Origin of the sequence: Serratia proteamaculans (assembly GCF_008830365.1) — a bacterium.
GTDB lineage: Bacteria > Pseudomonadota > Gammaproteobacteria > Enterobacterales > Enterobacteriaceae > Serratia > Serratia proteamaculans.
Genome location: NZ_WBKI01000005.1, coordinates 49,550 through 63,602 on the forward strand (window position 1 = coordinate 49,550; position 14,053 = coordinate 63,602).

Genomic DNA, 14,053 nt, shown 5'->3' on the forward strand with positions numbered 1-14,053 from the left:
TAAAGCTTCAACTATCAACATATCAAGAAAATTATCGACCAACCACAAAAATAGCACCCGACATTAGAGAAACCATTTCTATACCATCAATTAAATATGAAACAATGAAAAATATCAGCAAGGAGATTTTTATAGCCTGCGAAGCAATATCAAATCCCAGTTGGAGACCCAGTTCCCTGAAGCCTGTTGCATCAGAGATCCCCAATAACATATCGTTGATACAGTCCCCATTGCCCGAAATCCGACATGATTCAAAATTTTTTTTCATTTTTCGCCGACAATTGTGCCATTTCCCGGCGAACATTGATTTCACAACCGCTATTACCTTTGCAGTCGGCAAGCTTCTTCGCCATTTTTGCCGGTTCATCATGCATCAGGAAATTGTAAACCAGCACATTCTCAGCAGCGGAGGCTCCACTGCTGGCTCCCTTGGCAGAGTTAGTGATAGCTGCACCGGTTACCGCGCCAATAATACGCCCAGCAGACTGCACTTTAGCGTCCCGCGTTGCCGGCTCTGTAAAAATATCACCCAATGTGATTGCAGCCAGCTCCGCCGCCAGCGCCCCAGCCGCCGCACCTTTACCGTCACCGCGGCCGATTTCCACCGCCACACCCGCCACCACCGCATGGCTGACAGATTTACCGACTACGCCCAATACCTCGCTGTTATCGCCAATCAGCTTCGCCCCTTCGGCATTAATCTGGCTGCCGATATTGGCCAACAGAGCATTGGTCAGATTGTCCTTAAAGCTGCCGCCATTGATGGCGGTATTCAGGCTGGAGCTGATAACAGACTGCCCCGCTGCGTGCTGGGGCAATCTAGCTCCCCACGCCAGATGCCCTCTTCTCGAGGAGACCATAACTCGCTAAGCGTATTGGTATTTTTGTGAAGAAAGAATTAGGTAGGAAACGGCTCCGAAGAGCCGCTTCTGTGTATATCAGGTCCAATCCTTATAGCCACTCTCGTGGATCCAGACAAGACCAGCAGGGCAAGCATCAGATAAAAACCAATATCCATTAAAAGCTCCATACTCCATCTCTTCAGGAGTATTAGGAAAACTGGCTCGAAACTTATCTACCTGTTCTTTTACCGTCCCCGTCAAGAGCATGCCTCCGCTGCCAAGTTTTACTTTCCCTTCATTCATCAAACGTTCGATAAACCAGAGGAACAACTCTTTCTCATCATTAAAAGAAAGTGATATTTTACCTGATAGACTATCCGGATGAATATTTTCCCAAATAGTCACCATCGATGCCCCCTCAAGAGCTTCTTTCCTATTTTCATATTGTTCTATCGTAAGCATAAAGATCACCTATCTAAACTTCATTTCAAACTTGTTATCGGAAAGATTCGAAACTTTGTTTATATCTTTATTCCCGATAATATCAATCGTCCACCGAGCTTTCGACTCTTGTGCACTTGTAGAGTAGTTTCTCAGGTTTATTATTTTTCCTTCAAACTTAGCATAATAAACAATGCCTTTCGAATTTCTAACCTCTTTAAGAGGAAGGCCTCCAGCAAGTGATTGTGCATAGTCATAGATTTCCTTATCGCCAAGTGATTCAGAAGCAAAAACTTTTGTTGTTCCTTTTCTATTACTCCCTCCATCGCCCAAAACTTGAGCTATAGACTTACCAAAAACTGTTACGTTACCATCTGACTGCGTTTTATCGAAAAGTTTAACCAGTTGGTCAGTATTAACCTTCTGAATATCTCGCAGATAATCCGCGGTCTTCGTTGACAAGTTTGTACCCGCAGCCGTTTCGCCCTTGATGAAATTGGCAACCGGTTGAGCATTGAAATTTTTTGTTTTATACAACTCGTCTGAAGTCTTCACCAACTGCTGCGTCAGCTTCTTAACGCTATCCTCGGTTTTCCCCAAGATCAGCGTGCTGCCGGTAGTGACGGCTCCCGTTCCAATTATCGCCTCCGGTGCCACAATGTCTGCCGCATAAATCCCAGCCTGATTCAGGCAAAGTGCCGGATTGGTTTTACAGCTAGCAATGGCCAAGCGAGCGGCTAAAACCAACTCCGGTGCCGCACCAACCAATGTTATGCCGCCCGCAGCAAGAACCACACCACCGCCACCTACGGTCGCCACAATGGCTGCGGCTTCCCGGCGAGCCACTACGCGTTTTGCCGCCGCTGCATCGCCTTTATCGGCAGCAAGGATATCTTTCTGATTATCCAATGCGTACTGCATCAACATATGTTCGGTCATGTTGTAGCGATAAACCGACTGTGCACTGTCCGCAGCACTGTAGGCGCCTTCCGGTGTATGCGTTGTCAACGCCCCGGTCAAAGCCCCGATTACTCGTGCCGTTTGCTCTTTTACTTCATTGCCGTTTAACGCTTCCTGCAGACGGTAGAGCTGCCGTTCCTTTTCATTGAGATTAGCCGGTTCAAACAGCGTGCTTTGCATAATCACGCCAGCCAGCTCCGCCGCCAGCGCCCCAGCCGCCGCACCTTTACCGTCACCGCGGCCGATTTCCGCCGCCACACCCGCCACCACCGCATGGCTGACAGATTTACCGACTACGCCCAATACTGCGCCGTTATCGCCAATCAGCTTCGCCCCTTCGGCATTAATCTGGCTGCCGATATTGGCCAACAGGGCATTGGTCAGATTGTCCTTAAAGCTGCCGCCATTAATGGCGGTATTCAGGCTGGAGCTGATGACCGATTGCCCCGCCACCCGCTGCGCCACCTTGCTCCAGTCGCCGTTGCTCAGCTGCGGCAGCTTGACGTTGTTTGGGTTGAGCGGCTTGCCAGCCGCGTCCTTGCTCCAGCCCATCGCACTGTCAAACCCGTTGAGCGCCCCACCAATCGCCATCGCCGTGGCCGTCGCCTTCACGCTCTCGCGACTGCCCAGCACTTTTAGCGTTTTTGACAAATTACCCTGGTTTTCTACCAGCGCTACCGCCGCCTGAGAGGCCAGCGACGACATCCCGGCCGTCACCGCACCACTGGTCACTGCACCGCCACCAATGGCCCCGGCAACATTGCTGGCAGCTAGCGCCGTGAGCGAACTGCCCGCGGTCACTGCCGCCGCTGCAATGGCAATCACCGCCGCCACCGCCGGGTTCAGGTGTTGGCTCTTGTAGTCCCAACTGTCGTAGGCGTCCTTAACGGTGTTCCACTGCACGTCGTTGCGTTTGTTGAGGTCTTTTACCCAGGTGGTGCCCGGCGTATTACCCAGCGCATCTATCGCGCTTTGCAGCACCTGGCCGTTTTTCGCCTTCACGTCGGCGCTAACACCCTTTGCCGCATCGACGGTCAGCGTACCGCCAGTATGAATGCTCGGCAGCACCCACTTGTTGTCTTCATAGCCTTTATTGGATTGCTTGATGAAGAAACCTTTCGAGTTGCTGATCGTTTGCTCGAAGGAGGTATTTTTTACGGCACGGAAGTTAACCTGCCCATATGTGCTGGTTAATCGAGCATTCTGCCCGGCGGCGATTTTACTGGCTTCATAGGTGCTATCGTCGCGGCTCATTAGGTTGATGTTGCCGGCGGCAGTAAACTCGGTGACCTTATTGGCTACATCATGGCGAGTCTGCTTAACTTCGGTTTTCTTGCCCCACCATTTGCGTTTCTTCTCGGTTTTCTCGTAGTGGCTGGACTCTTCCATTGCCTGGGCGTAGAGATAACCGCCCTTGGCCGCTATGTCCATATTGCCGGCGCGCATGGCTTCGGCCTGGTTGTGGGCGTCGACCTGGGCTTTTTGTTTGGCTTCGTCCGCCCCTTTGCTTATCGCCTCATTGCGTGCGGTTGTTAGGCGTGATTGTGCCTCGTTTTTTGTGTTGTTGCCTTGATTGATTCGCTGCTCTGCCTGTGCGACGTCATTTCGAGCAGCAGCCAAACTATTTCTGGCAGCACCAAGTTCTGCTTCACGTTGCGTTACAAACTTATCCCAGCTCCCTACTTCAGCTGACCAGCCGCTGCCATATTCGTGAGGTGGATTATTACGCATAAACTCGTCCCGTCTTTCCTCAGCATCCCTGACGGCGACTTCTGCTTGCTGAACGGACGAAAGGCGTTGCGTCACAACGTGTTCAGCATTTGTTTTTTCCTGCTGTGCCTGATTAATGCGCTGCTGCGCATTCTGAATCTGCTGCTCGGCTACCGCAATGCGTTGGCCCCAGTCAGTCACCGCGACCGGCGGCTTCCAGTTGGCCCCCAACCCCTTAACCACCAGCTTGGTCGCCTGGAACAAAATGCTGCCATTAGAAATGATCGTCATCAGGCCACCAGCAGTTAGCTCTGTGCCCTGCTGGGTTCGTGTTTCGGTAAACTCCTTGTTGCCCTCGCGGTATGTATGGTTTTGCACCGCCTCAAAGCGCGTGTCGGCACCAGATGTCAGGGTCATATTGCCGCCGGAGGTGAGTTTGGCGCCGTAGGTCAGTAACTGATTGTTGGCCGCCGCCGTCAGGTTTTTTCCAGCATTGATGGTCGTCACTGCATGACGGTCATCCTTGTTGTTGTCGTTGGCGGCATCGATGGCGGAATAAGCCACGTTGGACAGCCACAGGTTTTGCCCGGCCAGCAACGTGATGTTGCCGTTGGCAGAGAGCGTGCCGCCCTGGGTGCCCAGGTCACGGGCCGAGTTAATCAACAGGTCGCCACCGGCGTGTATCCGGCTGCCCAGTTCTGGGGTGCGCGAGGATACAAAGGGATGGCCATAATTGCCGTCCAGCGCGCGGTAGTTGAGGTCGGCATTGTGCCCGGCCAGCAGCGTCACGTCCTTGCTGGCATGGATGTTGGCGCCGCGCAACGCCAGATAGCCGCCACTGTTGAGCGAGACCGAACCGGTGGCCTTCATCGCACCGACCTGAAGCAGGCCGTTGAAGTATTGCAGTCGTTTGTCCGCCGGCAGGTTCTCGCCGGGGCGATTGCGCGTCAGGATGGCGTCATTTTTGATAATAGAGATGCTGCCGGGAGCGGTCATACTGATGTTACGGCTTTGTGGTGCCAGCAACGTATTGAGCAGGGTGATGGTGCTCCCTGCCGTCAGCGTCAGGTCGCGCGATGCTTCCAGGCTGCCCAGCCAGCGCACCCCGTCTGGATGGTAATAGTGAGGTTTCTCGCTGGTATGGACCTTTATCTCACCAGTGCGGGCGGTAAGGGTGACATCCTGCCCCTTCAGCTTGCTTTGCCAGGCATCTATGGTGTTGCCCGCCATCAGATCCAGTGATTTTCCTGCCGACAACATCCCCTGCCCCAAAATAACGCGGTCTTCCGCGATGGCAGAGATATTGCCAGTGGCATTAATGGCATCGGTGTTGACGATATTGGCCGCGTGCAGCAGCACATTCTGCGCCCTGATGGTTTCCGGGCGGCCGGTCGTTTTCACGTCATTGAGCTGGTTTTCATTTGGTGTTGGGGTGTTTATTTCTATCTGTTTTTTAAAATCCGCCACCAGATTGCCGCCAGCAAGCAGTGATGAAGCGGAATAACCAGAAGTGGACCAGCTCTTTTGAGTCCCTTTCCTGACATAGAGAATATATTCCGGCGTTGTCGTTTTCACGTCCTGCCACTTATGCCCCAAGACAACATTGGGGTTGGGCGTTTTAGGCTCAAAAAGCGCGTAGTCATTCAGGTCACCGGCCATTTCGCTGCGAACCTTGAGGTTGTTACCGGTCAAAATCAGGTCTTTTGCAGCCTTCAGCGTACTAACATGGTTCCAGAGCTCTGAAGCATTGATATAAGCATTTTTCCCCGAGGTTATTTCGGCGGAACGGCTGTCGGTCACCACCGCAAAATGCCTCTTTTCGCTATTAACCCAGGGTGTTTTTTTGAAATCTATCTGTCCCAGCCATTTGAAGTCTTTATCTTCGAGTTCTGCCAGATAATCGAAGAATCGGAAATCATTCGGGTCCTGATACACCCCATCAGCCAGCCAGCGGTCAATATCCTTGTTATCTTTCGGGGCCGTTGTCGACGAAATAGCAAACTTCTGGCGCACGTTATCAAGCTTGTCAGTACGAATCACCAAATCGCCGCTGTTGGTCCTGATGGTCGCTGAACGGTTCTCGACGTATTTGGATTTATTACCCTGCGCGTCCTTCTGGATCCACATGCTCTTGTTGGCATGGAGTTTGGCGTTTTCTCCCGCATTACGAATGTGGTCGCCAAAAACCCGCATGTCACCACTGGTGCTGATCTGTCCGTCATTAACCAGTTTGGTGGCTGCAAGCGTGGCGTTGCCGTCGGCCTGCACGATAGTACCCGGCGTGACATGCAGCTCTTTGGCGCTGACGTTGAGATCGGTTTTACTGTGCGTAGTGCCGTTGAGCGAGATTTTACCGTTGACGCTCAACGTAATATCTCGCTGTTTACTGGTGAGGTCTTTCAGATTGACTCCGACACCATCTTCATTGGCCACCAGACGAATTTTATTGGCGTACATGCCGCCTAATACCTTGGTATCCACCGCCAACTGTGGTTTGGTGCCCTCGCCGGCGATGGATTTTATAGTGCCATCCTTGAAACTGACCCGGTTGGCACCCTGGGTCAACGACAGGTTGTTCGCATTAATTTTGCCGTTCAATGTTGTGGCACGGCTGATGATATCGACATAATCCTGGGCGTTACCGTCCAGCCCCTTACCGCCAATAGTAACCGTGCCTTTTTTGACTTCCAGCGCTTCCAACGCACCTTTCTTATCGAACTGCGGTTTACCGGTGGTCAACGTCACACCTGGGGTATTAATAAAACCGCAGCCATCGCAACTGATGCCGTTGGGGTTAGCGATCATCACATTGGCTTTGTTGCCGAACACTTCCAGCTTGCCCTGCAGCTCGGAACGGCTGCCGCCGATAACTTCATTGATGATCAAATCGGCAGGTTTGCCCTTGAAGTTGGGGTTGCCGTTGATAATGTCGACACCTAACTGCGTTTTACCGCCCTGTGTCGCGTTATTCAACACTGCGCCAGGCGTGCCGACGTTAAAGTCTTTATAGGTATTATGTGAAATGCCTGCACCGTTGGGAGTGGCGATATTCACTACCGGTACATTGCCCGGTTTGATAATCACTTGAGAATTGCCGTTGGCGGCGTTGATACCAGCGGCGAAGGCTGGATGCAATGGTTGCAGCGCCGTAAGGTAAATCAGCAAGTAACTGGCGCACCGGGCCAGCGGATGGTTGTATTTATCCAACGTTTCACTCCCTCGAAAAATTTTATAATCGGCGCAGATAGCACCTTGCTGTGTACTGGCGTTATAAAGTGACGGTGGCTTGCCAGTAAGCCACCCAATGATCTGGCGTAAAACTGTCGGGATGTGTCAGCGGCCTGCCCAAGGTGGCCGATTGATTGAACCAACGCCCATTCATCGATACCCCCACGGCCGCCCCAGTGACATTGCCACCGTCAATTTTCCCAGTCCGGCCTTGCACCCACCCCGTATCCAACGCGCTGGTAAGAGACAGTTCCCCCAACCCCGGCAACGTCATCCATTGCCAATTGAGCTCATTACGCCAATAAGCGCCGCGGTTACCCGTCAGATACTGCTCTTTAAACCCACGCACCGAATATTGCCCGCCGACGGAAATGCGCTCACTGGAATACAGGTTATCCGCTGTCGTTTGCCCATAGGCTGAGGTGAGGTAGTACAGTGAGGAGGTCAGGGGATAGAAGTAGCTGCCACTGAGACTTAACTTGCGAAACTCACTGCGTGGCGCATCGCCATACTGCGGATTATCAGGTGTTGCCCCCAACATGGGCAGGCCGTGGCTTACCGTCGGGTTCAGCGTCAGATAGCCGCGCCCGGCAACCGCGCTGTAATTTCCGCCGAGGCTAAATACGCTGAGCGTCGGGCTGCTGATAGCCAGACGTTCACCCGCCAGTTGGTTCTCTGTACGCCTGCGCGTCAGCCCTATGTCGACAGAAAACTTGCGCGTACCGTCTCGCAACAGCGTGCGGTTGGCACCCAAACGCTGGGTTTGACTGTTACCCTTATAGCGGTAAGCGTCGCCATTGAACGGCACGTTCTGGAAAAAATCATTCCAGGCATATTGATAGCTGAATAGCCAGTAGCCGTAGGGCAAGGTCACGCCGCCGTTGAGGCTACGGCTGCGATGGCTATGGCTGAAATCGCTGTTACGTGTCGCAGAAAATGACCACTGTTCGGCAAGGCGCAACGGACTATCCAACGTTATGCCGGCATTCATCTGCCCGGTGCCCGTGCTTTTCTGGCCGCTGTTGTCTGCACCAAAAGAAAGTGCAACGGGCAAACGCGTGGAACCGCGCCGCAATATCACGTTTGAATAACCAGAATGCGTTCCAGGCTGGATATCGATACTCACCTGCTGTGAGGGCAGCCGATTAAGCTGTTCCATGCCCTGCTCGATATTCCGCAGGTTTAATACATCGCCGACCAAACCGGGAAACACCATGCTTAGTGCCAGCGTATTTTCCCCGGCGAGGCTGATGGATTCGACCCGCCCTTCGCTGGCGCTGATGATCAATGTACCGCCAGCAATATCCTGATCCTGCAGGAAGGCCTGCGAGGTGATATAGCCGCGTTGCAGATAGGCATTGGTGGTTTCTCGCACCAAGCGATTGATGTGGTTCAACGTCAGGCAACGGCCCTGGTAGGGTTTGGCCAGTTTATCTTTTACCGACCAGGAGAGATGCTCCGCCTCCTGAAATACAATGCGTTGCACGTTGTGGCAGTTTTCCTCGACGGCACTCGCCACAGGCAGCGGTAATGCAGGCAACGCGACATTGTTTTGCAGTGCTTCACGCTGCTGCTGCGCCTGTTCCAATAACATCTTTTGCTGTTGGTTGATGCTGTCCCGGTCAGCCGGGCTGGAGGGTTCAGCCGCCTGAGTAACGCTGAAAAAACATCCACAGACAATGAGCGCCAAAATCCTGAAACGGGGCTTCCATGCACACACTTTAAAACATCCATTTACGATAATTTACACACATTATCGAAGTCTAAACATTTCAGGGCAACATTTCTATACGAATGAGAATCATTTTTATTAAAAAATTAAAAAAGCATGCAATGCGCAGAGAGGGGTTGCAGAAGGATGGGTGAAAATTGAATCATTTTGCGGTGGTTTCCCTGCGGCGCAGCACCGCAGGGGTAAATCAACCATAGCGTCCGGTAATGTAATCCTCGGTACGGCGCTGGCGCGGCGAGGTGAAGATGTCATCGGTGTCGTTATATTCCACCAATCGGCCCTGGTGAATAAACGCCGTGTAGTCGGATACTCGCGCCGCCTGCTGCATGTTGTGCGTCACCAACACCACGCTGTAATGCTGTTTCAACGCAGAAATCAGCTCTTCAATGGTGAGCGTAGAAATTGGATCCAGCGCCGAGGTCGGCTCATCCAGCAGCAACACTTCCGGCTCGATGGCGATCGCCCGCGCAATCACCAACCGCTGCTGCTGACCGCTGGAAAGGCGAAACGCGTTCTCACGCAGCCGATCTTTCACCTCGTGCCAAAGCGCTGCCGCACGCAGCGAGCGCTCTACCGCCTCATCAAGGATGCGTCGATCGCGCACGCCCTGCAGACGCAGGCCATACACCACATTTTCATAAATCGACTTGGGGAAGGGGTTCGGGCGCTGGAACACCATACCGACCCGCCGTCTCAGTGCCGCAACATCGATTTGCGCCCCACTGATGCCCTGACCGTTAAGCTGCAGATCGCCTTCAATCCGGCAGTTATCCACCAAATCATTCATCCGGTTGAAACAACGCAACAGCGTCGATTTACCGCAACCGGAGGGGCCGATCAGCGCCGTCACCCGGTGTTTCGGAATTCGCAGTGAAATATCGTGCAGCACCTGCTTCTCGCCATAAAACAGGTTGAGGTCGGTTACCGACAGCGCGGTATCTTCATCACCAAGATGCTGGACATCCAGCCGGGGCAAACTGCCTGGCGTCATCAAACTCATTAGGCACTCCCCAGGAATAGCTTCATTGTTACTGCGACCATGCTCTGTATCGCTCCCTTAGCGAATGTCGAATGCCCATCGCCGCCAGATTCAACCCCACCACAATCGCCACCAGCAGGAAGGCGGTGGCAAATACCAGCGGCCGGGCGGCTTCCACGCTCGGGCTCTGGAAGGCCATATCGTAAATCTGGAAGCTCAGGTGCATAAACTTCCGCTCCAGATGCAGATACGGGAAAATATCATCCACCGGCAGTACCGGTACGGATTTCACCACGCCCACCAGCATCAGCGGCGCGGTCTCTCCAGCGGCGCGCGCTACCGCCAGGATCAGGCCGGTCATCATTGCCGGTGCGGCCATGGGCAAAACGATGCGCCACAGCGTTTCCGCCCGGCTGGCCCCCAGGGCCAACGATCCCTGACGCAGGGAGGCAGGAATGCGCGACAGCCCCTCTTCGGTAGCAACGATCACCACCGGCAACGTCAACAGCGCCAGCGTCAATGCCGCCCATAGCACCCCCGGCGTACCAAAAGTCGGGTTGGGCAACGATTCCGGATAGAACAACTGATCGAGCGTGCCGCCAATCATATAAACAAAGAAGCCGAGGCCAAATACCCCGTAGACGATCGAGGGCACGCCGGCCAGATTCACCACCGCAATACGGATCAGCCGCGTCAGCAGATTATTCCCGGCGTATTCGTGCAGATAGACGGCGGCAATGACGCCAAACGGCATCACCACGATCGACATCAGGATCACCATCAACACCGTGCCGAAAATGGCCGGGAATACGCCACCTTCGGTATTGGCCTCACGTGGGCTGTCGCTGAGGAATTTCTTCACCTGCTCGCCCCAGTGCACCAGCTTCTGCGTGGTATGCATCGCATTGGGATACCAAGCATCGCGCACCTGGCTGAGCGAAATAGTATGAACCTGGCCGTGCATATCACGCAGCAGCAGCGCATCACGGTGGCGATCGCGGTTCAAGCCTTCCAGTCGATCAGACAGCAAGCGATACTGGCGCTGCAGCTCCAGCCTTTCTGCCTTGATGGACGCCTGCGCACGGGCGTCGAGCTGGTCGTCATGCTGCAGGCTTTTCTCCCGCAGCCGCAACGCGTCAAACCGTTGGTTGATACGCGCCATATCGCGGAACTGAATATCGTGCGCCTGCCGCGAAAGCGCGGCAATTTGCGGCAAACGCTGTAGCAACGCCTGGCTGAGGTTACGCCCGGTCAACGGCTGGCCGTCCTCCAGCATACCCGCCAGATAACCATAGGCGGTGCCATTGCTGTTGCGTTCCAGAACCAGCAAATTGCGCGGCGTGCTTTGGCTCAGAATGTCACCGGCCAGCAGTGTGCGGAAGTCCTGGCCTTCGCTCTCTCGGTTGCCCACCTTGATCAGATAACGTTCAAAACTCTGCGCATTCCCCGGCGGCAGCGCAACGCCGGACTCTTGCAACTGACGGCGCGGAATACTCTGCTGCTGATACAACTCGCCGATCATTGTCACCGGCCCGGCAGCGCTCTGATTGAGCTCAAACTGGTAGACCGGGCTGGGCCAGAAATAGCGCATCCCCTGCCCGGCCAGCAACAGCATAATGCCGATTAACGCCAGCAGGCTGACGGCCACCGATCCGGCGGTCAGCCAGATCCACGGCGAACCGCTCTTTGCCCAAAGCTTCATGGCGCCTCCTGATTCAGGGTATAGCGTTTACGCAGGCGCAGCCGGATCGCCTCCGCCAGCGTGTTGAAGACAAAGGTGAAAATAAACAGCACCAGCGCGGTCAGGAACAGCACCCGATAATGGCTGCTGTCGGCCACCGCTTCCGGCATCTCGATAGCGATATTGGCCGCCAGGGCGCGAAGTCCCTGGAACAGGCTGCCGTCGATTACCGGCGTATTGCCAGTCGCCATCAGCACAATCATGGTTTCACCCACCGCTCGGCCAAAACCGATCATCAGCGCCGAGAAAATACCGGCGCTGGCCGAAGGCAAGACTACCCGCATCACGGTTTGCCACTGGGTCGCGCCTAGCGCCAACGAGCCCTGGCTCAGCGTCGCCGGCACGCTGAACAAGGCGTCTTCCGCCAAAGAGAAGATGATAGGCACCAGTGCAAAGCCCATCGCCACGCCGACCACCAGAGCATTACGCTGGTCATAGTCATCGCCCAGCCAGAAATGCAGCGGTTCGCCAAACAGTTTGACCTCCAGCCACGGTCCCACGCTGAACGCCAGCCAAACGGTGGCTATCATCAACGGCAGCAGGATCAGCAGATCCATGCCCGGTGGCAAGCGACGCGGTGTCAGCTTGTTCACCAGAGCGCCGCAGGCCAGCACCACTACCGCCAACAGCAGCGGCAGCGACAGCACCGCCAATAGATAATGTTCAATCACCGGCGCCAGCCAGATACCGGCCACCAGCCCAATAACTACCGTCGGCAGCGCACCCATCACCTCTATCGCCGGTTTAATCACCCGTCGCAGCCCGGCCGACATGAAATAGGCGGTATAAATCGCCCCGGCCAATGCCAGCGGGATGGCGAACAGCATGGCGTAAGCCGCTGCCTTAAAGGTGCCAAAAATGACCGGCATCAGGCTAAATTTGGCCTGATAGCTGTCCTCACCGGAAGTAGATTGCCAAACATAGGCCGGTTCGGGGTAATTCTCATACCACACCTTGTGCCACAGCGAGCGCCAGGTGACGTCGGGATAAGGGTTATCGATTGGATAATGCTGCCAGCCCTGCGCCGTTTCCAGCAGCAGACCGTCACCGCGTGGGGCGAATGCTATTTGCTGTACGCCGGTGCTCAACCTGCCGTTCAGCAACGGCTGCGGCTGAATGCTGGAGAACAGAGAGAAGCCGCCGTCAGGTCTCAGGGTTGCGAACACCCGACGATAAGGCTCGGCCACCAGCAAATCCTGCGGTTCGGACTGGTGGTCGAAATGCTGCACCGGGGTCAGTTGCCAGCGCTGATCCTTTTCAACATCGAACCATTCGCGTATGCCACCGTCAGCCGCTTCGATCAATAACGCGCTGCCACCGGGCAAGGCGGTCAGTTGATAAGGCGTGTGATCACCGAGGATACGCGTTTCTTTAAGCTGTAACTGGGTATCGTTAATTTGATAGCGCGCCAGTCGGTTGCCCGACAGCAGATATAATTGACGGCCGTCCGGCGTCAGCACCAACTGCTGCACCGCGCTCTCCAGCGGGCTTTCGCTCAACTGCGGCGCTTGATCGCTGCCAAAACGGCCAAACACCAAACGGTGGTCATCAGTGACACCAGCCAGCAGATAGTGACCGTGTCGCACCTCGGACAGTGCCAGCAGCGCCAACGGCCGCCCCTGTTTATCCAGCGCTAGCGGCCGTTGCCCCAGCGGAAATAGCCACTGTGGTGCAGAGGTGCTCGCCGCAGCAAAATCCGCGCTGGCAACGATAAAGCGGCCATCGGCCTGCGCCAAAGCAAACAGATCGCGTTCACCGGCCGCCTGAGTCAACAACGTCGGCTTAGTCAGCAATGGCTGCTGCGACAACGGTATGCCCGCAGCGGCAGTGTCCTGAGGTACCAATCGGTAAAACTGCCCCAGCCCCTGCGCATCAATGCGGTACCCGATACGCTGCTGCACATCCATGCCCAGCGCCAGAGCAGACGCGGTGGCGCTGATCGGCAAAGGCTTGGCCTGCCCCATCGTTGCCGGTTTAAACAGCGGCAGCACCGCAAACAGCAGGTAAACGAAGATCAGCATTAGCGTCATCAGTACCAGCAACCCGCTGACGGTCACAGCCGCCTGCACGCTACGGTCGATGCGCGCACGCAGCCGATCCCGGGGATGTTGGTTTACCGTAGTCTGTGCCATGTCTCTCGCTGTCGCTGATGTAAGCAGGCTTGCGCCATAGAATAACCGGGCATCTTATGTCAGTTTTATGACGTTTGCATGACAAAGTTACCCACCAGGCACAGCGAACTTTGCGCTACCCATCAGCATTATTAATGCTATATATTGCTGAAAAATGATGATAAACCCGATCACATCTATAAATATAAAGCATGAAATACGCCATTTTATGCCAATTGCTGATGACCAACAGTTCCCACGCCGCAGAAAATATATTTACCGCTTAAAATGCCTCACGCCAAGGTAATG

Annotated in this window: 6 protein-coding genes and 1 pseudogene; all 7 read right to left on the reverse strand. The window is 54.6% G+C overall.

Annotation, left to right across the window (positions count from 1 at the left end; translation table 11 throughout):
* Positions 1–136: 136 nt before the first annotated feature.
* Positions 137–812, reverse strand: a pseudogene (locus F8R23_RS17750) (DUF637 domain-containing protein); the annotation flags it as partial.
* A gap of 126 nt (positions 813–938) precedes the next feature.
* Complete coding sequence (locus F8R23_RS17755) at positions 939–1,304, reverse strand: DUF596 domain-containing protein (RefSeq protein WP_073438616.1); 366 nt, start codon at positions 1,302–1,304, stop codon at positions 939–941.
* Positions 1,305–1,313: 9 nt separating this feature from the next.
* Positions 1,314–7,160: a DUF637 domain-containing protein gene (locus F8R23_RS17760; RefSeq protein ID WP_151415860.1), complete on the reverse strand. Its 5,847-nt coding sequence runs from the start codon at positions 7,158–7,160 to the stop codon at positions 1,314–1,316.
* A gap of 61 nt (positions 7,161–7,221) precedes the next feature.
* On the reverse strand, positions 7,222–8,871 hold the full coding sequence (locus tag F8R23_RS17765) for a ShlB/FhaC/HecB family hemolysin secretion/activation protein (RefSeq protein ID WP_232811097.1): 1,650 nt from the start codon (positions 8,869–8,871) through the stop codon (positions 7,222–7,224).
* 229 nt (positions 8,872–9,100) lie between these two features.
* Positions 9,101–9,913: a phosphate ABC transporter ATP-binding protein PstB gene (gene pstB, locus F8R23_RS17770; RefSeq protein ID WP_085118133.1), complete on the reverse strand. Its 813-nt coding sequence runs from the start codon at positions 9,911–9,913 to the stop codon at positions 9,101–9,103.
* A gap of 28 nt (positions 9,914–9,941) precedes the next feature.
* Positions 9,942–11,594: a phosphate ABC transporter permease PstA gene (pstA, locus tag F8R23_RS17775; protein WP_112348678.1), complete on the reverse strand. Its 1,653-nt coding sequence runs from the start codon at positions 11,592–11,594 to the stop codon at positions 9,942–9,944.
* Positions 11,591–13,765 carry an ABC transporter permease subunit gene (locus tag F8R23_RS17780; RefSeq protein WP_151415861.1) on the reverse strand — a complete coding sequence of 725 codons (2,175 nt, stop codon included), beginning with the start codon at positions 13,763–13,765 and terminating at the stop codon, positions 11,591–11,593. The genes pstA and F8R23_RS17780 overlap by 4 nt, the downstream gene beginning before the upstream one ends.
* Between the last annotated feature and the right edge of the window lie 288 nt (positions 13,766–14,053).